Source organism: Streptomyces sp. NPDC048483, assembly GCF_040651455.1.
Classification (GTDB): domain Bacteria; phylum Actinomycetota; class Actinomycetes; order Streptomycetales; family Streptomycetaceae; genus Streptomyces.
Window position 1 is genome coordinate 181,702 of the sequence record NZ_JBEZJZ010000003.1, and the last position, 22,188, is coordinate 203,889.

Consider the following 22,188-nt stretch of genomic DNA (forward strand, 5'->3'; position numbering starts at 1 on the left):
CGATTACCCCTGGTGAGCTTGCCCGTACAGGCATACGGAAGGTTTGATGACCGGTCCACGACGGACCGGTGGGGGTCGTCGAACCTGTAGCGTGCTGTAGCGAAGACCGAGACCTTACCGCTCTTGATGCGGATCGATTCGACGGCGAGGACCGATGGCACCGACGCAGAGCCCACAGGGCCCGTCCGACCCTGAGGCCACCGGCTCCAATATCCCCGATACACCGGAGATGTGGGGCAATGGAGGGCTGGTCGGCGATGGCCGCTACCGGCTCACGCGCCGGCTCGGCCGGGGCGGTATGGCGGAGGTGTTCGCGGCCGAGGACGTACGACTGGGCCGTACCGTCGCCGTGAAGCTGCTGCGTGCCGACCTTGCCGAGGACCCGGTGTCCAAGGCCCGCTTCACGCGCGAGGCGCAGTCCGTGGCCGGACTGAACCACCATGCCGTGGTCGCGGTGTACGACTCCGGCGAGGACTTCGTCGCCGGCAACACCGTGCCGTACATCGTGATGGAGCTGGTCGAGGGCCGCACCATCCGTGACCTGCTGCTCAACGCCGATGCTCCGCCGCCGGACCAGGCGCTGATCATCGTCTCCGGGGTGCTGGAGGCGCTGGCCTACAGCCATCAGCACGGCATTGTGCACCGTGACATCAAGCCCGCAAACGTGATCATCACGCACAGCGGCGCCGTGAAGGTCATGGACTTCGGTATCGCCCGTGCCCTGCACGGCGCGCAGTCCACGATGACGCAGACCGGCATGGTCATGGGCACCCCGCAGTACCTCTCCCCGGAGCAGGCGCTCGGCAAGACCGTCGACACCCGCTCCGACCTGTACGCCACCGGCTGTCTGCTGTACGAACTGCTCGCGCTGCGGCCGCCGTTCACCGGTGAGACCCCGCTGTCGGTCGTCTACCAGCATGTCCAGGACATGCCGGTGCCGCCGTCCGAGGTCGCCGAGGCGGTGCCGCCGGAGCTGGACGGCCTGGTCATGCGGTCGCTGGCCAAGGACCCGGACGACCGTTTCCAGACCGCGGAGGAAATGCGCGGGCTGGCCCAGTACTCGCTGCAGATGCTGCACGAGCAGGGCGGCCACACCGGCACCTGGAACACCGGCCCGGTGGCGATACACGAGGGCGGCAGCGCCCCGGCCATGGGGAGCGCCGCCACCACCGCGCTGCGGCAGCACCCGGGCGGCGGTCAGACCACTGCGCAGCCGATCCTGCCGGGCGGGCGGGACGACGACGGCGGTTTCGACGGCGGCCACCGGCCGCCCAAGCGCGGCCGCGGCAAGATCTGGCTGATCGCGGCGCTTGCGGTGATCGCCATCGCGATGGGCGTGGCCTTCGCGATGCAGAGCAGCAAGAAGGACAATCACGGGACGGACCCGACCAAGTCGCCGTCCCCGTCGGCCTCCCAGCACGACAAGACCAGCGAGCCGCCGTCGGACGAGCCGAGCACGCCCGAGACCCTGCCCGCCACCACGGGCGGCGACCCCAGCACGGTCTCCCCGTCGCCGAGCGAGGAGCCCAGCGAGCCGCCGTCGTCGGAGCCGCCCAGCTCGGAGCCGCCGTCGTCCGAGCCTCCGACGTCCGCCCCGCCCACCGATGACACCAGCGACGGTGGAACGGCGGACGGCGGTACGGCCGACGGCGGTACGGCCGACGGTGGCACCGCCGACGGCGGGACCACGGACGGTGGCACCACCGACGGCGGTGCGGACACCGGGGGCGCGATCGGCGGTGCGGACACCGGCACGACGTCGGGCACCGGCGGCTGACCAGCCGACCGAACCAGGCAGCGGGCCGCTCCAGGATCTCTGGAGCGGCCCGCTGTTTCACGTGGAACAATCCGCGAACGCCTCCCGGACCGCCGCGTACTCCCGGGTCCACCACACCGCCAGCGCGGCCGCTGCCGGGAACTGCGGATCGGTGCGCGGGTCGCCCAGCCGGTAGCGCCAGGTGAGCATCCAGAAGTCGTTCAGCCGCTCCCACCACACCCGGTGCACGGCGGCGGCCAGTTCGTCGGACCCGGCCCCGCAGGCGCTGCGGTAGGCGCCCGCATACGCCGCCACCTTGGCCAGGTCGAGGGTGCCGCAGGGCCGTACGAAGAAGATCGCGGCGGCGCGTACCGCCTCCTCGGCGCGGGGCTGGATGCCCAGCCGGTCCCAGTCGACGATCGCGGCCGGTTCCGCGCCGCGGTAGAGCACATTGAGCGGATGGAAGTCGCCGTGCACCCAGCCCGCGGCGGGTGCGGCGCCGGCTGCGGGACGGCGGTGGGCCAGCCGCTGGAGCAGGGCCCGGCGCTCCAGGAGGCGGTGCTCGGCGAGCTCGTCGAAGCTGGTGCGGGGGCGGGCCCGGCGGGCCAGCGCGAGCAGCTCGTCGATCAGCTCGAAGGTGCGGGCAGGGTCGGCGGAGTCGGCCGGGTACGCGGGCCGCGGCGGGTGCGGGTCGGCCGCCATGACCTGTTCCAGGGCGGTGTGCACCAGCCCGAGCAGCGCGCCGAGCCGGCGGGACTGGGCGAGGCTCAGCGCGGCGCCGCCCAGGTGCCGTCCCTCGACCCAGGGGTGCAGGGCGTAGCAGCGGCCGTCCAGGACGGTGACGGTACGGCCGTCCGCGGCGGGGACCGGTGGGGCGAGCGGCAGGCCGAGATCGGCGAGCCGGAGGGTGGCGCGGTGCTGGCGGGTGATGGCGCCGAAATCGCCGTCGAGGTGGTGCTTGAGGAAGTAGCGGCCGTGTGTGGTGGCGAGGAAGTAGCCGTGATTGAGCAGGCCTTCCGCGACGGGTTCGCACGAGTGGGCGTCCCCGGCGCCTTCGTAGCGGCGCAGCAGGGACCCGAGGAAATGCCCGTCGGGCGTTGCCGCCGTCCGGACTACAGATGAGCGCAGCACGCGCCAGATGTTAGATCAACTGGGTCCGGCAGAGCGGGCTTATCGGAAAGCATTACGCAGAGTACGTATAGGGGAAACGGCTGCCCGGTCTGCGTCATACGGCCTGCACATCACACGGTCTGCGCGTACGGGAAGACCGGTGTGTCCGTGAGGTAGTGCATGGTCACGAACTCCGGCTCGATGCGCAGGAAGACCGGGTCGAAGGGCGCGCCGTCGGCCAGCCGGGGGGTGCGGCCGAAGAGGGCGCGCTCGGCGGGGGTGGGGTGGAAGACCCGGGCGGTGCCGGTGAACTGCACGGACCAGGTGTCGCTCTCGCCAGTGTTGATGTTGTCGGCCTCGTACGCGACGACGCTGCCGTCCAGCGCCTGGTGGTAGTCGTAGCCGCGGTGCAGCCGGAGGATCAGCTGCCCGTCGAGGAGGAGATGCCGGGTGACGGTGGTGAACGGCAGCGCGCGTCGGCTGGCCGACACGCGGCCGTACGGGGTGCGGCTCAGCAGCTCGATCGCGCGGTAATCGTCGCAGGGCATGTCCTCAGGCTGCCCGCCCGCACCGTCGGCAAGTAGGGGCGGCAGCCCCTGGAACGTCGGGACCAAGGTCCCGGCCCAGGAATCCGGGGCGGCCGTCGATTCCGGCGCTCCGTACCTGGTGGGAGGCTGTTTCAGTGCTTTTCCGCCTGCATCCGCGCCACATATGCGGCGGCCTGGGAACGGCGTTCCATGCCGAGCTTGGAGAGCAGACTGGAGACATAATTCTTGATCGTTTTCTCGGCGAGATGGAGCCGTTCGCCAATCGCGCGGTTGGTCAGGCCCTCGCCGATCAGATCGAGGATCCTGCGTTCCTGATCGGTGAGATTCGCCAGCCGGTCGTCGCCCTTCGCGCTGTTGCCGTCACGCAGCCGTTCCAGGACACGGGCCGTGGCCACCGGGTCGAGCAGGGACTTTCCGGCCGCCACATCGCGCACCGCGGAGAGCAGTTCATTGCCCCGAATGGCCTTGAGCACATAACCGGCGGCACCGGCCATGATCGCGTCGAAAAGGGCCTCGTCATCGGCGAACGAGGTGAGCATCAGGCAATTGATGTTCTCGTTCTGCGAGCGGATCTCGCGGCAGACCTCGACACCGCTGCCGTCCGGTAGACGGACGTCCAGCACCGCCACATCGGGGCGCGTCGCGGGGATTCTGACCAGGGCATCTGCGGCGGTACCCGCCTCGCCGACGACCTCGATGTCCTCTTCGGCCGACAGCATTTCGTGGACGCCCCGCCGGACAACTTCGTGGTCATCGAGCAGGAAAACTGTGATTTTTCCGTCTTTGCGCACGGCCTCAGTCTCACACACGAAACTCTTCCCGTGCTCCAGGTCATCGATATAACGTGCCGTTGTCCCGGCGGCCTGCAACGCTGTGACCAGGACTTGTTCCCACCCTTCGCGATTTACTTGGAAATCCAAGCAAAATCGCAGGTCAGCGCCGTTTTCACATAGGCTTTGGCACTGGGTAACGTGCAAACAGCAGGCCACTGTCCGGGACGCTTTGTTCCACCCGGAACCGGCCGCGTTCGCACACACCCCGTGCGCCGTATCGGAACCGGGTGAGCCGCAATACGGCCACCGGCGGACCCCGGGGGCCGGACAGACGGAGGAGCAGCACGTGACCGTGGAAGGCACTGCCCAGCGGAAAACCACCCGCGCCGGCAGCAAGCGCACCGCCGCCAAAAAGGCGTCGCCGGCGAAGAAGGCGACCGAGGCCAAGGCCACCGGCCGGCCGGACCAGGCGGAGCAGGACCAGCTCGTACAACTGCTGACCCCGGAAGGGAAGCGGGTCGAGCACCCGGAATACGCGATCGACCTGTCCCCCGAAGAGCTGCGCGGCCTCTACCGCGACATGGTCCTCACGCGGCGGTTCGACGCAGAGGCGACCACCCTCCAGCGCCAGGGCGAACTGGGCCTGTGGGCTTCGCTGCTGGGCCAGGAGGCCGCCCAGATCGGCTCCGGACGCGCGCTGCGCGACGACGACTACGTCTTCCCGACCTACCGCGAGCACGGCGTGGCCTGGTGCCGCGGCGTCGACCCGACGAACCTGCTGGGCATGTTCCGCGGCGTCAACCACGGCGGCTGGGATCCCAACAGCAACAACTTCCACCTCTACACCATCGTGATCGGCTCGCAGACGCTGCACGCGACCGGCTATGCGATGGGCGTGCAGAAGGACGGCGCGGATTCCGCGGTCATCGCGTATTTCGGTGACGGTGCCTCCAGCCAGGGCGATGTCGCCGAGTCCTTCACCTTCTCCGCCGTCTACAACGCCCCGGTCGTGTTCTTCTGCCAGAACAACCAGTGGGCGATCTCCGAGCCCACCGAGAAGCAGACCCGCGTCCCGCTCTACCAGCGTGCCCGCGGCTACGGCTTCCCCGGCGTACGGGTGGACGGCAATGACGTACTGGCCTGCCTCGCGGTGACCAAGGCGGCGCTGGAGCGGGCGCGTACCGGCCAGGGCCCCACGTTGGTCGAGGCGTTCACGTACCGCATGGGCGCGCACACCACCTCCGACGACCCGACGAAGTACCGGGCCGACGAGGAGACGCTCGCCTGGGAGGCCAAGGACCCCATCCAGCGGCTGCGGGCCTATCTGGAGTCCGAGGGCATCGTCGACGACGCGTATCTCGCCACCATCGAGGAGGAGAGCGAGGCGCTGGGCAAGCGGGTCCGCGAAGTCGTCCGCGCGATGCCCGATCCGGAGCCGATGGCGATCTTCGAGAATGTCTACGCCGACGGGCACGCGCTCGTCGATGAGGAGCGCGCGCAGTTCGCCGCGTACCAGGCGTCGTTCGCCGACGCCGATGCCGTCGCGGAGGGGAACTGACCATGGCCGTCCACGAGAAGATCACCATCGCCAAGGCGATCAACGCCTCGCTGCGCACCTCCATGGAGGCCGACCCCAAGGTCGTCGTCATGGGCGAGGACGTCGGCAAGCTCGGCGGCGTCTTCCGCGTCACCGACGGGCTGCAGAAGGACTTCGGCGAGGACCGGGTGATCGACACCCCGCTCGCCGAGTCCGGCATCATCGGCACCGCGATCGGCCTTGCCCTGCGCGGCTACCGCCCCGTCGCCGAGATCCAGTTCGACGGCTTTGTCTTCCCCGCCTACGACCAGATCGTCACCCAGCTCGCCAAGATGCACGCCCGCGCGCTGGGCAAGGTGAAGGTGCCGGTCGTCATCCGTATCCCGTACGCGGGCGGAATCGGCGCCGTCGAGCACCACTCCGAGTCCCCCGAGGCGCTGTTCGCGCATGTCGCGGGCCTCAAGATCGTCTCCCCTTCGAACTCCTCCGACGCCTACTGGATGCTTCAGCAGGCCATCGCGGGCGACGACCCCGTCATCTACTTCGAGCCCAAGCGCCGCTACCACGACAAGTCGCGGCTGGACACCGAGTCGATCCCCGACCCGCTGCACAAGGCCCGCATTGCCCACAACGGCACCGATCTCACCCTCGCCGCCTACGGCCCGATGGTGAAGGTCTGTCTGGACGTCGCCAAGGTCGCGGCCGAGGAGGGAAAGTCGGTCGAGGTCGTCGATCTGCGCTCGATCTCGCCGATCGACTTCGACACCGTGCAGGCGTCGGTGGAGAAGACCCGACGGCTGGTCGTGGTCCACGAGGCCCCGGTCTTCTTCGGCTCGGGTGCGGAGATCGCCGCCCGGATCACCGAGCGCTGCTTCTACCACCTGGAGGCCCCGGTCCTGCGGGTCGGCGGCTTCCACGCCCCGTATCCGCCGTCCCGGCTGGAGGACGAGTACCTTCCGGGACTGGACCGGGTGCTCGACGCCGTTGACCGCGCGCTGGCGTACTGAGGGGTTTGAGGAGAGTTCGTGACCATGACTGCAAGCACCGCAGGGGCCCAGCGCTTCCGCGAGTTCAAGATGCCCGACGTGGGCGAGGGGCTCACCGAGGCCGAGATCCTCAAGTGGTACGTCCAGCCGGGCGACACCGTCACCGACGGCCAGGTCATCTGTGAGGTCGAGACCGCCAAGGCCGCCGTCGAACTGCCCAGCCCCTTCGACGGGGTGGTGCATGAGCTGCACTTCGACGAGGGCGTCACGGTCGATGTCGGCACCGCCATCATCTCCGTGGACACCGACCCCGGGGCCGGTCCCGCCCCGGACCGGTCCGCCGCCCCGGCTGCGGACGCGGCCGCAGTGCTCGCCGAGGAGGCCGCGGAGCCGCAGGGCCGCCAAGCGGTGCTGGTCGGCTACGGCGCTGCCCCGGCCTCGACCAAGCGCCGGGCCCGCAAGCCGCAGCCGGGTGTTCCGACGGGTGTTCCGGCCCAGCCGGAGCCGGTGAACGCCGCACTGCAGGCCGAGCTGAACGGGCGGCCCGCGGTGGCTCCGGTCACTGCGGCGCCGGTCGCTCCGGTGGCGCCTGTCGCGGCGCCCGGCCGGCCGCTGGCCAAGCCTCCGGTACGGAAACTTGCCAAGGACCTGGGCATCGATCTGGCGACCATCGCCCCGACCGGGCGGGACGGCATCATCACCCGCGAGGACGTCCACGCGGCCGCCGCACCGGCACCGTCCGTGGCGGCCGCACCGGAACCCGAGGCCGTGGCCGCCGCCGAGGCGGGCGTGGCCGGCATCGCCGGCATCGCCGCCCGCGAGCGCCGGGTGCCTGTCAAGGGCGTACGCAAGGCCACCGCCCAGGCGATGGTGAACTCGGCCTTCACCGCGCCCCACGTCACGGAGTTCATTACCGTCGATGTGACCCGCACGATGAAGCTCGTCCAGGAGCTGAAGCAGGACCCGGACATGGCTGGGCTGCGCGTCAACCCGCTCCTGCTCGTCGCCAAGGCCTTCCTGGTCGCCATCAAGCGGCACCCGGAGGTCAATGCGGCCTGGGACGAGGCGAATCAGGAGATCGTCTACAAGGACTACGTCAATCTCGGTATCGCGGCGGCCACTCCGCGCGGCCTGATCGTCCCCAACATCAAGGATGCGGGCGTCAAGACACTCCCCCAGCTCGCCGCGGAACTGGGCGAGCTGGTGGCCACCGCCCGCGACGGCAAGACCTCTCCGGCGGCGATGTCCGGCGGCACGGTCACCATCACCAACGTCGGCGTCTTCGGCGTCGACACCGGTACGCCGATCCTCAACCCGGGGGAGTCCGCGATCCTCGCCTTCGGCGCGGTCAAGCTCCAGCCCTGGGTCCACAAGGGCAAGGTGAAGGCCCGCCAGGTCACCACCCTCGCGCTGTCCTTCGACCACCGTCTGATCGACGGCGAACTGGGTTCCAAGCTGCTCGCGGACATCGCGGCGGTCCTTGAACGCCCGAAGCGGCTGATCACGTGGGGCTGAGCCGGCACGGCTGACTCCCGACAGCAGGGGCGGTGTTTCACGTGAAACACCGCCCCTGCCCCCGTTTCACGTGAAACAACGGCCCGGCCGATCAGCTACGGATGAGCTCCACGGCCCGGCTGAAGTGCGCCACCGGTCCGGTCGGGCCGTCCGGATCGGCATGTGCGGCGCCCCGGGCCAGTGCGGCACCTGCCCAGACCGCGGCGACGATCAGTGCCACCGCGACGGTGTTCCTGGTCCGGCGTCCGGCGTTCGTCCTGGGCTGCATGGTCAACTCCCCTTGGATGGCGGAGCCGTCCCGGCTCCTTGGCTCTATTCACCCATGGGATTCGGGCCGCTCCGTACGCGTCAGGTACGGACTCCCGTCAGTCTTTAGTCGGACCCGCTGTCCCCCTTGGGTTGCTCTTGTGCCAGAGGCGCCAGGCACAGCGGCGGGGGCGGGAAACGGTTTGCCGCCGTTGACCGGCCTGTTTACGGTCGGCGACATGACCAGCGAAACGATCATCAGGCGTTATCGGGCGGCCGACCGGGATGTGGTGACCGACCTGTGGTCCCGGGCCTCGCGGCAGGCGCATCCGTTCATTGAGGGAAAGGGAACGGGCGAGCGGGCGCGGGTCCTGCGCGGGGTGCAACTCGTCCGGGAGGAGAACTGGACCGCCGAGCGCGATGGCAAGGCCGTGGGGCTGCTCCGGCTGTTTGATGGCGGTGATGGTGGTGATGGCGACGGCGGCGGGACCGGCGTCGAGATCGGCGGGCTGTTTGTGGCGCCCGAGGCCCAAGGGGAGGGCATCGGGCGGGAGTTGGTGGAGCATGCGGCGTCGCTCCGCGGTGCGCTGCGCCTCGAGGTCTTCGAGGGGAACGCGCGCGCCCGGCGCTTCTGCGCACGCCTGGGATTCACGGAGCGGGCGCGGCGCGTGGACGAGGAGACCGGCCATCCCCGGATCGTCCTGGAGCGCGAGGCGCCGCTGAGGTCGGTGTCGTGGCTGCATGTGCGTGACGGCCGGCTGCTGAGCGTACGAACCCAGGGCAATGACACGTTCTACCTTCCGGGTGGCAAGTACGAGCCGGGGGAAAGCGCGCGGGAGGCGCTGTCGCGGGAGCTGTCCGAAGAACTCGGCCTGGTGGTGCCCGAAGCGGAGCTGTCGGAGGCGTTTGTCATCCACGACGTCGCGCACGGCCAGAACGGCCGTCGGCTGCACATGACCTGCTTCACCGGCGGGCCCCAGGACATCGCCCCCGAGCCGGGGCGGGAGATCGCCGAGTACGCCTGGTTCGACCGCCAGGAGGTGCGGGAGCGGTGCGCGCCCGCCCACTCCCAGGTGGTGGACCGCTTGATCGAGCAGGGCCGGATGCCGGGCTGAGGCGCCGGGCCGGGCCGGGCCGGGCCGGGCCGGGCCGGGCCGGGCCGCTGGCCAGCATGGCCCATATCACCTCTCACCAGCACAAACAGCATCTCATATGTCCGCATCGCGGAATGAAGTATCGGACGCATACCTGTTGTATCTATCCTGTGCGCATGTCCTCTCCGTCCGCGTCCACCGCCACTGCCAGAGACAGCGCCCCCGCCAAGCAGCCCCCCGCCGCCGAGCGGGTCTATGCGCATATCAAGGACGCCGTCCTGCAGCGCCACTACGAGGGCGGCATGCTGCTCACCGAGGGCGAGCTGGCCGAGGCCGTGGGGGTGTCGCGGACACCGGTGCGGGAGGCGCTGCTGCGGCTCGAGGTCGAGGGGCTGATCAAGCTCTACCCGAAGAAGGGCGCGCTGGTGCTGCCGGTCTCCGCGCAGGAGATCGCCGATGTCGTCGAGACCCGGCTGCTGGTGGAGAAGCACGCGGCGGCCAAGGCGGTGCCCGCGAGCGAGGCGCTGATCAGCGAGCTGGGCGAGCTGCTGGAGACGATGCGGGAGCAGGCCGCGGCCGGTGATCTCGCCGCCGTCTCCGTCACCGACCGCTGCTTCCACGCCACCATCGTGCGCAGCGCCGGCAACCAGATCCTGGACCGGCTCTACGAGCAGCTGCGTGACCGCCAACTACGGATGGGCGTCGCCGTCATGCACGCACACCCGGACCGGATCGCCAAGAACATCGCCGAGCACGCCGAGATCCTCCAGGCGCTGCGGGACGGCGACCCGGACGCGGCGACCGATGCCGTGCAGCGGCACGTCAGCTGGGTCCGCAACCTCGCACAGGGAGACGTGCGATGAGCGCGAGCGGAGGGATGACGGGAGGGCCCGCCCGGCTGCTCCCCTCGGACCCGCCCGGCGGCCGCCGGGCCATGGCCGTCTGGGGCATCGGCGTCGCGGTGTACTTCGTCGCGATCACCTACCGTACGAGCCTCGGCGTGGCCGGCCTGGACGCCGCCGAGCGCTTCCATATCAACGCCTCGGCGCTGTCCACCTTCTCGATCCTGCAGCTGCTGGTGTACGCGGGCATGCAGATACCCGTGGGGCTGCTGGTCGACCGGCTCGGCGCCAAGAAGGTGCTGACCATCGGTGTGGTGCTCTACACCGTCGGCCAGTTCGGCTTTGCGCTCTCCTCGTCGTACGCCATGGCGCTGGCCTCGCGCGCCCTGCTCGGCTGCGGTGACGCGATGACCTTCATCAGCGTCCTGCGGCTGGGCTCGCGGTGGTTCCCGGCCCGGCGCGGCCCGATGATCGCGCAGATCGCGGCGCTCGTCGGGATGGCGGGCAACCTGATCTCCACCCTCGTCCTCGCCCGCTTTCTGCACAGCTTCGGCTGGACCCCGACCTTCGCCTCCAGCGCGGTGGGCGGGCTCGTCGTCCTGATCCTGCTGCTGGTCTTCCTCAAGGACCACCCCAAGGGCTACGAGCCTCCGCCGCCGTCCGCCGGGCACACCGGTGCGGCGTTCATCCGCCGGCAGATCGCAGACGCCTGGCGCGAGCCCGGCACCCGGCTGGGCATGTGGGTGCACTTCACCACCCAGTTCCCCGCGATGGTCTTCCTGCTGCTGTGGGGTCTGCCGTTCCTCGTCCAGGCGCAGGGCCTCTCCCGTGGCACCGCCGGTGAACTGCTCACCCTCATCGTGCTGTCCAACATGGCCGTCGGCCTGGCCTACGGTCAGGTCATCGCCCGCCACCACGTGGCACGTATGCCGCTGGCTCTGGGCACCGTCGGCGCCACCGCCCTGCTGTGGGCGATCACCCTGGCCTGGCCCGAGGATCACGCGCCCATGGGCCTGCTGATCGCACTCTGCACGGTCATGGGCGCCTGCGGGCCCGCCTCGATGATCGGCTTCGACTTCGCCCGGCCCGCCAACCCGCCCGAGCGCCAGGGCACCGCCTCCGGCATCGTCAACATGGGCGGCTTCACCGCCTCGATGACGACCCTGCTCGCCATCGGCGTCCTGCTGGATGCGACCGGCGACAACTACCGGATCGCGTTCGCCTCGGTCTTCGTCCTGGAGGCGCTCGGCGTTTCGCAGATCCTGCGTCTGCGGAGCCGCGCGGCCCGCCGCGAGCGCGAACGGCTGGTCGTCAGCCGGGTCGAGGCGGTCCACGTCCCGGTGTGAGGCCGGGTCCGGACGTTCGTGGCCGGCAGATCGCGGGCGCAGGCGGAGCGGCACTGTTTCACGTGAAACAGCTACGCCCTCGCTCGCCTTCCTCCGTGCTCATGGTCCCTGCGCCGCCGGAAGCCGCCGTTCCCCAGAGACGCCCCGTCAAGTGCCGTTTGCCGGCCGGGGCGCCCCTTGAAGCCGGTGTCGGCTACGGCGTGACCGCGAAGTTGTTCAGGATGGCGGCGGCCAGCTCCTGGTCGCCGTCGATCTTGATCTGGTCAGCGACGGCCGCCGGGCGGATCCGGCCGCAGGCCAGCTGATGGAACGTGTCCCAGTCCATGGCGAGCGTCACCGTCGGGCCGAGAGAGACGCTGCCGTTGATGGTGCCGTTGCCCTCGGCGTCGACCCGTACCGTGCGCATGAACTCCAGCGGGCCGCTGACGTCGAAGACCACGGCCGAATCGGCGGGCGCCTGGGCCTTCTTGGCGACCGTGCCGGGCAGCGTCTTCAGCAACAGGTCGCGTGTCACATGGGCGCCGGGGGAGTCGAGGTTGCCGGGCTTGCCGAGGACCCGGCGCAGGTCCTGCTCATGCGCCCATACGTCGAAGGCACGCAGTTGGAGGACCAACTCCAGCGGGCGCTCATCGCCGAGCGCGCTGCGCACCACGGTGTCGGGCTGCCGGGTCTCGTTGCGCAGCTGCCGGGATCGGCGGATGACGGTGTATTCGAGCTCGCTGAGCATCTCCGGCGCGGTGTGATGCCGCCGGACATCGACCTGCACCTCCATACGGCGGGCCGACTCGCTGCGTACGTGGTAGAGGTCGCGAGGCAGAGTGTGTATCGGCCGCGGGTCGCCGAGCATCTCGCATTCCAGGCCGATCACATGCGAGACGACATCGCGCACGGACCACCCTGGAAGGTCCGTCGCCCTGCTCCACTCGCCTTCGACGAGCGGAGTCACCAGCTCGGCTATCGCTTCTATGGAGTGCGTCCAGGCATCGATGGAGGACTGAAGGCTGGGATGGACGGTCACGGGACCCCTCGGACGGTTCGTACGCGGGCTGCTGTCTGTGCAGTTAAGTTACGCTGCGCACGGGCACCCCGGCAGTGCTTTCGGGTGACCATCGTAGGTGGATGTTTCACGGCGGCCCGGTTCGAAAGCTTAGGCGGTGGTACTGTGCGCGCTTCATTGCTGCAGATCCGCGTGGATCCGGCCGAATCCGTCAATTCCCGCCGGACCCGGGTGGCTTCGCTGGTCCGCGAGCAGACCGGCAGCGATCTTGTGGTGCTTCCCGAGCTGTGGCCGGTCGGTGCGTTCGCCGCCGAACTCTTCGCCACCGAGGCGGAACCGCTGACCGGCCCGACGCACGCCGCGATGGCCGCGGCCGCGCGGGACGCCGAGGTCTGGCTGCACGCCGGCTCGGTCATTGAGCGGGCCGCCGACGGCACCCTCTACAACACCTCGCTGGTCTTCTCCCCCGACGGCCGCCTCGCCGCCACCTACCGCAAGATCCACCGCTTCGGCTTCGACCAGGGCGAGGCGGTCCTGCTGGGCGCCGGCGACCGGGCCGTCACGGTCGGCCTGCCGGGGACCACCGTGGGCCTGGCCACCTGCTACGACCTCCGCTTCCCGGAACTCTTCCGGCAGCTGGTGGCGGACGGCGCGGAACTGCTGGTCGTGCCTGCCGGCTGGCCCGCCCGCCGCCGTGCGCACTGGTCGCTGCTGGCCCGCGCCCGCGCCGTGGAGAACCAGTGCTACGTCCTGGCTTGCGGCACCGCCGGCACCCATGCCGGCGTCGAGCAGGCCGGCCACAGCGCCGTCGTCGACCCGTGGGGCGAGGTGCTGGCCGAGGCCGGGCCGGACGAAGAGGTGCTGACCGTGGACCTCGACCCGGCCAAGGTCGCCAAGACCCGCGCCGACTTCCCCGTCCTGCGCGACCGCGTACTGGGCCTCGACCGGCCGTAAGGCGAGCCGTGCGGGGCCGTCAGTCCTCCCCGCGCTCCCGCTCCGCCAGCCGGATCACACACACCGCGACGGCGATCAGCAGCGACGGATCGGCGTCCTCCCGTACGACGTTGACGCCATAGGTGTCCCGCACGCTCAGCCGGCGGCGGGAGATGTCGGCGAGCAGTTCGCCCTCGTACTCGACGGCGAACTCCCGGTCCAGAATCTTGCCGCTGACGTCCAGCTCCGTGCCGTCCACCAGCTCGACGCGATAGTGGTTGCGCAGCAGGGACAGTCTTTTGCGCCGGATGGTGGCCAGCGGCGCGTCGTCCCGCTCGATCGTCATGGTCTCGCGCAGGGCCAGCATCTTCTTGCGGATGGTGACCAGGACCTGGCCCTGCGGGTCCTTCAGCTCGAAGGTCTCGCGCAGCCGCAGCGCCTTCCCGTCGACGAGGTAGGCGTGCCGACCGTGCTCGTCCTCGATCCAGTAGTCGTCACCGATGCCGAAGATCCGGTCGCGTACGAGAAATTTCATGCAGCCAGGGTTCCCCGGTGCCCCCGCGGAATGCGCACGCACCGGGGTGACGTTGAATGTCCACATGGCTTCACGTGCGCGCGTCCGGGCCCCCGAACTGATCGGCAAGGGCGGCTGGCTCAACACCGGCGGTAATGAACTCACCCTGTCTGACCTGCGAGGACGCATTGTTATCCTCGACTTCTGGACGTTTTGCTGTGTGAACTGCCTGCACGTCCTGGACGAGCTGCGCGAGCTGGAGGAGCGCCATCGCGACACCGTCGTGATCATCGGGGTGCACTCCCCCAAGTTCGTCCACGAGGCCGAGCACCAGGCGGTCGTGGACGCCGTCGAGCGGTACGGCGTCGAGCACCCGGTCCTCGACGACCCCGAGCTCGCCACCTGGAAGCAGTACGCCGTACGGGCCTGGCCCACTCTCGTCGTCATCGACCCCGAGGGGTATGTCGTCGCCCAGCACGCCGGCGAGGGGCATGCGCACGCTCTCGAGAAGCTCGTCGAGGAGCTGACGGCCGAGCACGGCACGAAGGGGACGCTGCGCCGCGGCGACGGCCCGTATGTGGCGCCGGAGCCGGTCGCCACCGATCTGCGCTTCCCCGGCAAGGCAGTACGCCTCCCGGGAGGTACCTTCCTCGTCTCGGACACCACCCGGCACCAGCTGGTGGAGCTGGCGGCGGACGGCGAGCAGGTGCTCCGCCGGATCGGGTCCGGCGAGCGTGGTCTGACACCTGACTCCTTCAATGAGCCGCAGGGGCTGGCACTGCTGCCCGACGGCAAGGTCGCCGTTGCGGACACCGTCAACCACGCCATCCGGGTCCTCGACCCGGACAGCGGCACGCTGGAGACGGTGGCGGGCACCGGCAAGCAGTGGTGGCAGGGCTCACCGACCTCGGGACCCGCCCGCGAGGTGGATCTCTCCTCGCCGTGGGACATCGCCTGGTGGCAGGACCGGCTGTGGATCGCGATGGCCGGTGTGCACCAGCTGTGGACGTACGATCCGGCCACGGGAACCGTCCAGGTCGCGGCCGGCACCACCAACGAGGGGCTGGTGGACGGCCCCGCCGCCGAGGCCTGGTTCGCCCAGCCGTCCGGGCTCGCGGCGGCGGGGGACCGGCTGTGGATCGCGGACTCGGAGACCAGCGCCGTGCGCTGGGTGCAGCACACGGATGCCGGCGACGGTTATGAGGTCCGCACGGCCGTCGGCACCGGACTCTTCGACTTCGGGCACCGCGACGGCGCCGCCGACCAGGCGCTGCTCCAGCACCCGCTGGGCGTCACGGCCCTGCCCGACGGCTCGGTCGCCATCGCGGACACGTACAACCATGCGCTCCGGCGCTACGACCCCGCGAACGGCGAGGTGACGACGCTGGCGACCGATCTGCGCGAGCCCTCGGCGGCGGTGCTGGCGGACGACGACATCGTGGTGGTGGAGTCGGCGCGGCACCGTCTGACCCGGCTGCGGCTCCCCGAAGAGGCGGTCCGCGTCGAGTCGGTGGCGCACCGCACACAGCGCGCGGCCACCGAGGTGGCGCCGGGCACGCTCCGGTTGGACGTGGTCTTCCAGGCCCCGGCAGGCCAGAAACTCGACACCCGCTACGGCCCCTCGACGCGGCTGCTGGTCAGCGCGACCCCGCCGGAGCTGCTTGCCGGCGGCGCGGGCCCGGACACCGACCTCACCCGGGAACTGGTGCTCGCGGACGGGGTGACCGAGGGCGTGCTGCATGTCTCCGCGATGGCGGCGTCCTGCGACGACGATCCGGCGATCGAATACCCCGCCTGCCATGTGCACCAGCAGGACTGGGGCGTCCCGGTACGGGTCGTCGACGGTGGGGTGCCCCGGCTGGCGCTCGTGCTGGCGGGGCTGGACGCGGAGGCGTGACGCGGCGGCTGGGCTCCGGGTGGTTCCGGAGCCCAGCCCTCACGGCGATGTTTCACGTGGAACCATCCCCGCGCGGGTCACCTCACGTGCGGATACGGCTCACTTGTCGCCGTCGGACAGCTCGGTGTCGGTGACGTCCTCGGCCATGCTCCGGTACAGGTACCAGTCGCTGACCTTGGCAGTCTTGCCGAGGGACGGCCGCAACATGGTCTTGTAGTGGCCATACCGGACGGGGGTGGCCGCCCGGTACAGCTCGGCACTGTTGGACCTCATGGCACCCAGATACAGCATGTTCTGCTTGGTGCCCTTGTCCGCCGCGGTCTTGGTGGGGATGCTCGCGTAAGCGTAGCCCTTTGCCTTGACCTCGATCCGGTGCGTCACCAGGGAATCCGGAGTGCCCTCGTAGAAGCCCAGCGGCTTCATGCGGTCGTAGCCTTCCTCCTTCGTGGTGTCGGGGAAGAACAGCATCGGGGCGCCGTAGAGGTAGCAGGAGGCGCTGCGCGTATTGCGGTACTGGAGGATCAGATGGCTCGGCGCCGTGGACCCGCCTGCCGTGGTGAGCTTGTACGAGCCCGGCGCGATGGTGCACGGGCGCGTCCGGTTCGCCGCCGCACCCGCACCGGCACCGGCGCCCGCACCGCCAATGATCTTGTGCTTCTTGCTCTTGTACGACGAGGAGGACGAGGTCTTCTTCGACTTCTTGGACTTGCTGTTGCAGCCCGTCAGCGCGAGCGAGCCGCACAGAGCCAGGGCCAGCGCGGCGTACGCGGCGGATCGGCGGCGGGAGCGATGTGCGGTCATGGGTGGGTCCCCCAGAGAGTCACTGTGATCGGTGAGGCGGGTGTGTCATGGCACCGACACGATATCGATTGCCGGTCGATGCGCCAGGTCCGGTTTCTGGCAGTGGTATCCGTGCAGGTCAGGGGCGTGGAAGGGATGAGTCCGGGCAACTGGGCAAGCCGCCGTTCTCCAGCTGTTCCGGGCGAATCCGGATGCCCGGCACCCACGCCTGCCCGCCGTCGTGATCGACCTGGAACCACATGCTGCTGTGGCCGCCCGCCTCGTCCGTGACCGTGATTCCATTGGCGATCCGGCAGCGGGCGTGCAGGACATCGCCGTGCCACACATGGCCGACGACATTGGAGCGGCGGTAGGGCACGTAGGGGTCGCGGGCCAACCCGAGCGCGCAGTTCTCGCCGCGGCTGTGCCGGCAGGCCCGCTCGACGTTGTGGACGGTGATCCGGGCGGAGCCGGTGCCCGCCCCCGTGCCTTGCGGCCCGTCCCTCCCGGAGCCGGTCAGCGCCGGTACGGCGATCGCGGCGGCGGCCAGTACGGCGCCCGCCCCCACCACCGCGAGCACCAGCGGCAGCCGCCGCCGACCGCGCGGCGCCGGGTCCTCTCCATCCGTCCCGTCACCGGCCTCCGATTCCGCGGCCGGTGACGGCGCACCGTCCGCCGCCTCATGGGCCCGGTGCAGCAGCTCGACCAGCGCCGGCAGCCGGTCCTCGCCGGTGAAGGAGAGCTTGCACCACTGCACCAGCAGCCGCTCGTCCGGCAGGCTCTGGCCGCGCAGATAACGCGAGAGGGAGGAACGGCTGGCGGGCAGCCGGACCTCCAAGTCCTTGAGGCTGTATCCCAGTTCGCCATGCATGCGGCGTAATGCCGAGACGAAGTCCCGTACGGGTCCGGTGAGTTCGTCGGGAAGAGGGGCCAGTGGCTTACGACGGACATTTGCAGGCTGGTTCGGATTGCCAGGCACGTCTGGCATTTCAGCACAGCGGACATGCGCGTGCGAGGGGTACTTCCGCTCCCCTGTGACGGAAGTACCCCTCGTTACGTGATCCGGATCGAACCCGGACCAGTTGGTGATGTTTCACGTGAAACGGCGCGAGGGTCACAGCGCGATGTTTTACGTGAAACATCCCGTCCGTAACGGCTCAGTCGCCGAACTTCACCGGCCGGTAGGGCTTGAACTCGGCGTCGCCGCCCGGCAGCCCGTACGTCAGGCTGCGGTGATCGGTGCCGTGCCCGCCGCGCTGCTCGTAAGCGGTGTACGAGGAGTGCGCGTCGTTGTTCCACTTCTCGAAGATCACCACATGCCGGGTGTTGTTGTCGCCGGCCGCGTCGATCAGCAGGTCACCGGGCCGCAGTTCGCCCACGGAGATGGGCCGGGTGATCCCGCGGTTGGTCGCCAGGCCCACGGTGTTGGTGCCGGGCGTCGGCAGGGCGAGGGCCATCGACACATAGCCGGAGCAGTCCTGGCGGTAGCCGTCCTTCCAGACCTTGGCCTGGCTGTACGGGACCTGGGCGCCGCCGTTCGCGGTCAGCCAGGTCGCGGCGCGGTTCAGCATCTCCTGGCGGGTGCCGCCGGGCTGCGGAGGCTGCGGGCTGCCCTGCACCGGCACCCCTGGCAGCCGGTCCTGCGGGATGTCCACCGCGACCACGCTGAGGAACCCGCTGACCGGGCCGGTGATATGTGCCATGAACGTCGAGCAGGCGTTGCCCTCGCACACCTTGTGGCCGGTGTCGACCTGGTAATCGGCGGTTATTCGGTCCTGACCCGGCGCGGACTTGTTGATCATTCCGACCGAGGGCGAGTTGATGTCGGCGGTGGCGTGCAGCACCCACCGCGTGCCCCACGTGGGGAAGTCGGCGGCCGCGGCCTGCCCCCGTGCCGATCCGGCACCCGCGGCACGCACGGTGACCGCGGAGGCGCCGGCCTTGGCGGCGGTGTTGCGCGAGAGCTTCGTCTTGGCCACGGAGGGCCCGCCGGCCACCGCGTCGCCCTCGCTGCCGTGGGCAAATCCGGCGAACGCGCCGATGCCTATGCCCGCCGCGGCGACCGCGGGTATCACCTTGCGCAGCATGGCCCTACGGAACGGCGAGCGCGGCCCCGGCCCCTCGCCGCCGTTCCCCGTCACCTGTCCGGGACTTGCGCCGTCCGCCGGGTGCGTGCTCCCGTGCTGGTGCTCGTACATGCAGATTCCCCTCCGTGTACGGCCGGTTGGCCGGTCGGCCCATTGGCCCTCGGCGTGCCGCCGGATGGTCCGGTAGCGGCGACGGCAACCATCGTGTTCGGGGTCGGGGCGGCTGCTCGGCGCGTCCTTGTCCCATGGGACGTCCCGTCCGGGCGCAAGCCTGTGAGCTGCGGAGACGTACGGGCACAGGGCGATGCGCGGGACGATGCACGGGCGTCGGCGGGACGTGACGGGACAGCGCCCACCACGGCGCGGGCGACCCGGCACGGGCAGACATGAGGAAGGGCGCCCGCCGGGGGTGCGGGCGCCCTGGTTCATGGGGTGGGAATGCGGCCTACCAAGCGGCCGCGTTGCCCGGGTCCGACTGCCAGTACGTGACCCACGCGCTCTCGTCGGGGTACAGCGAGCCGCCCGGCAGCGCCACCTTCGCGGTGCCGCCGAAGCCGCCCTGCCCGTTCCGGCCGGGGAGGCTGACGCGCAGTGAGGTCGCCTTGTGGGAGGTCACCTTGTGGCCGTGGCGCTTGCTGCCGTCCGCGGAGGAGGTCCGTACGGCGGCGTAACCGGACGTGCCGGGAGTGAGGGTGACCACGGCCTGCGGCTTGCTGTACGGGAGACCGGCGAGCGGCGACTGCGCATCATCGAACCTCAGGTACGGCGCGGCGTAGAGGCTGCACGGGGAGCCGGAGGTGTTGGTGGCCTCCAGCAGGAGGTGGTCGACCGGCCGGGTGAGCGGTGTCGCCACGATACGGATCGCCGCCGCGTCACAGGCGGCGGGCCGGGCGCGGACCCCCGGCCCGCCCTCGCCGATGCGGTGCTCGTCCGTGGGGTACCTGGTGTCCCGGAAGAGCGGGTGGAACGGCTTGGCGGGCCGCGTCCTGAGGGCGTCGGCGTCGTCCTGGCTGCCGCACGAGGTGAGGGCGAGCGCGGTGACGGCGGTCAGCCCGGCCGCGGCGATCCGCAGCGTCCGGCGACGGGCGCTACGGGCGCGGAGGTCGGCGTCACTGCGCGGCATGTCCGGTCCCCCTGTCAGCGCTCCGGCCGACGAACGGCTGGTCCTGCACCAGCCACCCCGATGTCGGTCCTGCGGTCTGCCCACCAGGCTGCCGTCCGCCGCTGCCGTTCCGCTAACGCCTGCCTAACGCGGCCGTGGCGGTATGCCCGCGCCCCGCCGGGCCGCTCACTGACCGGCGTCGCCACCCTTCTCGCCACGGCGGTCCCTCTCGTCGCGCGCGAAGAGCTGGGTGAGCGTGCTGATCGTGTAGACGTCGGTGGCCTCTTCGTCCACCAGATGCATCTCCGCCAGCCGGTCCAGCCCGTCCTGGGTGCGCTCCGGGTCGTACCCGGCGAGCGCTGCCGCCACGGACGCGTTCAGATGCCCGTCCGCGCTCTTGGCCAGCGCGCTCAGCAGGCGGGCGTCGTCCGCCGACAGCCGGGCGACCGACATCCGCAGCGCCGCCGCGATCCCGGTGTCCTCCGCCGACAGCAGCGTCAGCCGACGCTGTTCGTCGCGCAGCGCCGCGGCCAGCCGGGCCAGCCGCCAGCGCGGCCGGGCGGTCAGCTGGGCGGCCGCGGCCCGCAGGGCCAGCGGCAGCCCGTCGCACAGATCGACCAGTTCCCGGGCGGCGGCCGGGTCCTCGGCCACCCGCTCCGGGCCGAGCATCGCGCCCAGCAGCGCCGCGCCCTCCTGGTGGCCGAGCACGTGGATGCCGACCGGGCGGGCGCAGTCCGTGGCCACCAGCCCGTCGAGACGGCTGCGGCTGGTGACGACCGTGGCGCAGCGCGGACCGCCGGGCAGCAGCGGCCGGACCTGCGCCGAGCTGCGGGCGTTGTCGAGGACGACCAGCAGCCGGCGTTCGGCGACCAGCGACCGGAACAGCGCCGAGGCGGCCTGCGCCGAGCCGGGCACCCGCTCCGGTGGCGTGCCGAGCGCGAGCAGGAAGTCGCGCAGGATCTCGGCAGCCGGTGCCTCGTCGCCCTCACCGAAGCCGCGCAGATCGGCGAAGAGCTGGCCGTCCGGGAAGGCCGCGGCATGCAGATGCGCCCACTGCACGGCGCAGGCGGTCTTGCCGACGCCGGCCGGTCCCGCGACCACCGCCAGCGGGCTCTCGCCGGTTGTGTGGTCCGTCAGCACATGGGTCAGCGCGGCAAGTTGCTCATCGCGCCCGAGGAAGCGGGCGGGCGGCCTGGGCAGCAGCCTAGGCGCCGCCCGCGCGCCCGGACCCGTCCCCGCCATACCGCCTTGCACGGGCACCCGCCCCGCACCGTCCGCCGGCTGCTGTCCGCCGCCACGGGAAGCGGCCGTCCCACCGGAGGCGGCCGTCCCGCGGGAAGCCGGCGCCGCCCTCCCCTCGGCGGCCTTCCCTCCGGCCCCCTCCCGCTCGGCCCGCAGAATCTCCTCGTAAGCGCTGCTCAGCCGCTCACCGGGATCGACCCCCAGCTCCTCGTTGAGCAGCCGCCGGGTGCGATGGAACCACTCCAGCGCATCGGACTGCCGCCCCGCCTGGAACAGCGCCCGCATCAGCGCGCCGATCAGCCCTTCCCGCAGCGGGTGGCTGACGGCCGCGGAATAGAGAATGGCCGCGGCCTGCTCGTGCTCACCGAGCGCGCCGTGCGCCCGTGCCAGCGCCTCGACGGCCGTCAGTCGGCGTTCCTCGAGGGCGTGTGCGGCGGCCGCGAACGGCGGGCTGGTGACCGTGCCGGTCAGCGCCGGTCCGCGCCACAGCCCCAGCGCCTCACGCAGCAGCGGTACGGCGTCGGCGGGCGCCGCCTCCGGACGCGCCAGCGCCACCAGCTCCCCGAAGCGGTGGGCATCGATCAACTCCTCCGGCAGCCGCAGCAGATAGGCCGAGCCATGCGTGGTCAGCTCGATTCCGTACGCGGCCGCCCCGCCCTCGGCGAGCGTGGCGCGCAGCCGCGAGACATGCCCCTGGACGACCGTACGGGCGTGTTCGGGTGGCTCGTCCTCCCACAGGGAATCGATCAACTGCTCAAGGGGGACCGTGGTGTTGGGCTGCAACAGCAGCAGCGCCAGCACACTGCGCCGTTTGGCGGGCCCGAGCGGCAGCTCCCCGGCGCCGGTCGTGACGGCGATCGGGCCCAGCAGTGAGAATTCCAAC

20 protein-coding genes are annotated in these 22,188 nt (G+C 70.7%); 9 read left to right on the top strand and 11 right to left on the bottom strand.

Annotation, left to right across the window (positions count from 1 at the left end):
• Positions 1–154: 154 nt before the first annotated feature.
• A complete protein-coding gene (locus AB0D04_RS02945) occupies positions 155–1,777 on the top strand; it encodes a protein kinase (protein ID WP_362698718.1) in 1,623 nt (540 codons plus the stop codon).
• 57 nt (positions 1,778–1,834) lie between these two features.
• Here the strand turns inward: AB0D04_RS02945 and AB0D04_RS02950 are convergent, their stop codons facing one another.
• The 3 genes from AB0D04_RS02950 to AB0D04_RS02960 form a co-directional block, all read right to left on the bottom strand.
• On the bottom strand, positions 1,835–2,887 hold the full coding sequence (locus AB0D04_RS02950; protein WP_362698720.1) for a phosphotransferase: 1,053 nt from the start codon (positions 2,885–2,887) through the stop codon (positions 1,835–1,837).
• A gap of 110 nt (positions 2,888–2,997) precedes the next feature.
• Complete coding sequence (locus AB0D04_RS02955) at positions 2,998–3,414, bottom strand: pyridoxamine 5'-phosphate oxidase family protein (RefSeq protein ID WP_362698722.1); 417 nt, start codon at positions 3,412–3,414, stop codon at positions 2,998–3,000.
• A gap of 131 nt (positions 3,415–3,545) precedes the next feature.
• Positions 3,546–4,205, bottom strand: coding sequence for a response regulator transcription factor (locus tag AB0D04_RS02960; protein WP_362698788.1), 660 nt, complete (start codon positions 4,203–4,205; stop codon positions 3,546–3,548).
• A 328-nt stretch (positions 4,206–4,533) separates the two neighbouring features.
• On the opposite strand from AB0D04_RS02960, the gene pdhA reads away from it, so the two are divergent.
• The 3 genes from pdhA to AB0D04_RS02975 are packed head-to-tail and all read left to right on the top strand — an operon-like array spanning position 4,534 to position 8,225.
• Complete coding sequence (gene pdhA / locus AB0D04_RS02965; RefSeq protein WP_362698724.1) at positions 4,534–5,745, top strand: pyruvate dehydrogenase (acetyl-transferring) E1 component subunit alpha; 1,212 nt, start codon at positions 4,534–4,536, stop codon at positions 5,743–5,745.
• Positions 5,746–5,747: 2 nt separating this feature from the next.
• Positions 5,748–6,731 (top strand): alpha-ketoacid dehydrogenase subunit beta, encoded by a 984-nt coding sequence (locus AB0D04_RS02970; RefSeq protein ID WP_362698726.1) that lies wholly within the window; start codon positions 5,748–5,750, stop codon positions 6,729–6,731.
• 24 nt (positions 6,732–6,755) lie between these two features.
• A complete protein-coding gene (locus AB0D04_RS02975; protein ID WP_362698728.1) occupies positions 6,756–8,225 on the top strand; it encodes a dihydrolipoamide acetyltransferase family protein in 1,470 nt (489 codons plus the stop codon).
• A 91-nt stretch (positions 8,226–8,316) separates the two neighbouring features.
• Here AB0D04_RS02975 and AB0D04_RS02980 read toward each other — a convergent pair whose 3' ends face one another.
• The gene (locus tag AB0D04_RS02980) at positions 8,317–8,493 is read right to left on the bottom strand and encodes a hypothetical protein (RefSeq protein ID WP_362698730.1); all 177 of its coding nucleotides are present in this window, start codon (positions 8,491–8,493) and stop codon (positions 8,317–8,319) included.
• A gap of 217 nt (positions 8,494–8,710) precedes the next feature.
• On the opposite strand from AB0D04_RS02980, the gene AB0D04_RS02985 reads away from it, so the two are divergent.
• The 3 genes from AB0D04_RS02985 (at position 8,711) to AB0D04_RS02995 (ending at position 11,753) form a co-directional block, all read left to right on the top strand.
• Positions 8,711–9,586 (top strand): GNAT family N-acetyltransferase, encoded by an 876-nt coding sequence (locus tag AB0D04_RS02985; protein ID WP_362698732.1) that lies wholly within the window; start codon positions 8,711–8,713, stop codon positions 9,584–9,586.
• A 155-nt stretch (positions 9,587–9,741) separates the two neighbouring features.
• Entirely contained in the window at positions 9,742–10,428 is a 687-nt protein-coding gene (locus tag AB0D04_RS02990) for a GntR family transcriptional regulator (RefSeq protein WP_362698734.1), read from the top strand.
• 71 nt (positions 10,429–10,499) lie between these two features.
• Positions 10,500–11,753 (top strand): MFS transporter, encoded by a 1,254-nt coding sequence (locus AB0D04_RS02995; RefSeq protein WP_362698790.1) that lies wholly within the window; start codon positions 10,500–10,502, stop codon positions 11,751–11,753.
• Positions 11,754–11,946: 193 nt separating this feature from the next.
• On the opposite strand, the gene AB0D04_RS03000 is transcribed toward AB0D04_RS02995, so the two are convergent.
• A complete protein-coding gene (locus AB0D04_RS03000) occupies positions 11,947–12,771 on the bottom strand; it encodes a maleylpyruvate isomerase family mycothiol-dependent enzyme (protein ID WP_362698736.1) in 825 nt (274 codons plus the stop codon).
• Between the two features lie 144 nt (positions 12,772–12,915).
• On the opposite strand from AB0D04_RS03000, the gene AB0D04_RS03005 reads away from it, so the two are divergent.
• Entirely contained in the window at positions 12,916–13,704 is a 789-nt protein-coding gene (locus AB0D04_RS03005) for a carbon-nitrogen family hydrolase (protein WP_362698738.1), read from the top strand.
• Between the two features lie 19 nt (positions 13,705–13,723).
• Here AB0D04_RS03005 and AB0D04_RS03010 read toward each other — a convergent pair whose 3' ends face one another.
• Positions 13,724–14,218, bottom strand: coding sequence for an LURP-one-related family protein (locus AB0D04_RS03010; RefSeq protein ID WP_362698740.1), 495 nt, complete (start codon positions 14,216–14,218; stop codon positions 13,724–13,726).
• 64 nt (positions 14,219–14,282) lie between these two features.
• On the opposite strand from AB0D04_RS03010, the gene AB0D04_RS03015 reads away from it, so the two are divergent.
• Positions 14,283–16,094 carry an NHL domain-containing thioredoxin family protein gene (locus AB0D04_RS03015; protein WP_362698742.1) on the top strand — a complete coding sequence of 604 codons (1,812 nt, stop codon included), beginning with the start codon at positions 14,283–14,285 and terminating at the stop codon, positions 16,092–16,094.
• Positions 16,095–16,193: 99 nt separating this feature from the next.
• On the opposite strand, the gene AB0D04_RS03020 is transcribed toward AB0D04_RS03015, so the two are convergent.
• The 5 genes from AB0D04_RS03020 to AB0D04_RS03040 form a co-directional block, all read right to left on the bottom strand.
• On the bottom strand, positions 16,194–16,895 hold the full coding sequence (locus tag AB0D04_RS03020) for a hypothetical protein (RefSeq protein WP_362698744.1): 702 nt from the start codon (positions 16,893–16,895) through the stop codon (positions 16,194–16,196).
• A gap of 118 nt (positions 16,896–17,013) precedes the next feature.
• Positions 17,014–17,745, bottom strand: coding sequence for a helix-turn-helix transcriptional regulator (locus AB0D04_RS03025; RefSeq protein ID WP_362698746.1), 732 nt, complete (start codon positions 17,743–17,745; stop codon positions 17,014–17,016).
• Positions 17,746–18,031: 286 nt separating this feature from the next.
• A complete protein-coding gene (locus AB0D04_RS03030; protein WP_362698747.1) occupies positions 18,032–18,961 on the bottom strand; it encodes a hypothetical protein in 930 nt (309 codons plus the stop codon).
• 445 nt (positions 18,962–19,406) lie between these two features.
• Positions 19,407–20,084: a DUF4232 domain-containing protein gene (locus AB0D04_RS03035; RefSeq protein WP_362698749.1), complete on the bottom strand. Its 678-nt coding sequence runs from the start codon at positions 20,082–20,084 to the stop codon at positions 19,407–19,409.
• Positions 20,085–20,249: 165 nt separating this feature from the next.
• Entirely contained in the window at positions 20,250–22,187 is a 1,938-nt protein-coding gene (locus AB0D04_RS03040; protein ID WP_362698751.1) for a BTAD domain-containing putative transcriptional regulator, read from the bottom strand.
• Position 22,188: the final 1 nt, after the last annotated feature.

Excerpts from the sequence above, each read along its gene's own strand:
- AB0D04_RS02980 (WP_362698730.1), bottom strand. The coding sequence starts at position 8,493 with ATGCAGCCCAGGACGAACGCCGGACGCCGGACCAGGAACACCGTCGCG.
- AB0D04_RS03020 (WP_362698744.1), bottom strand. The coding sequence starts at position 16,895 with ATGACCGCACATCGCTCCCGCCGCCGATCCGCCGCGTACGCCGCGCTG.
- AB0D04_RS02970 (WP_362698726.1), top strand. The coding sequence starts at position 5,748 with ATGGCCGTCCACGAGAAGATCACCATCGCCAAGGCGATCAACGCCTCG.
- AB0D04_RS03010 (WP_362698740.1), bottom strand. The coding sequence starts at position 14,218 with ATGAAATTTCTCGTACGCGACCGGATCTTCGGCATCGGTGACGACTAC.
- AB0D04_RS02955 (WP_362698722.1), bottom strand. The coding sequence starts at position 3,414 with ATGCCCTGCGACGATTACCGCGCGATCGAGCTGCTGAGCCGCACCCCG.
- AB0D04_RS02990 (WP_362698734.1), top strand. The coding sequence starts at position 9,742 with ATGTCCTCTCCGTCCGCGTCCACCGCCACTGCCAGAGACAGCGCCCCC.
- AB0D04_RS02975 (WP_362698728.1), top strand. The coding sequence starts at position 6,756 with ATGACTGCAAGCACCGCAGGGGCCCAGCGCTTCCGCGAGTTCAAGATG.
- AB0D04_RS02995 (WP_362698790.1), top strand. The coding sequence starts at position 10,500 with ATGGCCGTCTGGGGCATCGGCGTCGCGGTGTACTTCGTCGCGATCACC.
- AB0D04_RS02945 (WP_362698718.1), top strand. The coding sequence starts at position 155 with ATGGCACCGACGCAGAGCCCACAGGGCCCGTCCGACCCTGAGGCCACC.
- AB0D04_RS02985 (WP_362698732.1), top strand. The coding sequence starts at position 8,711 with ATGACCAGCGAAACGATCATCAGGCGTTATCGGGCGGCCGACCGGGAT.
- AB0D04_RS03015 (WP_362698742.1), top strand. The coding sequence starts at position 14,283 with ATGGCTTCACGTGCGCGCGTCCGGGCCCCCGAACTGATCGGCAAGGGC.
- AB0D04_RS03030 (WP_362698747.1), bottom strand. The coding sequence starts at position 18,961 with ATGCTGCGCAAGGTGATACCCGCGGTCGCCGCGGCGGGCATAGGCATC.
- AB0D04_RS03035 (WP_362698749.1), bottom strand. The coding sequence starts at position 20,084 with ATGCCGCGCAGTGACGCCGACCTCCGCGCCCGTAGCGCCCGTCGCCGG.
- AB0D04_RS03025 (WP_362698746.1), bottom strand. The coding sequence starts at position 17,745 with ATGCATGGCGAACTGGGATACAGCCTCAAGGACTTGGAGGTCCGGCTG.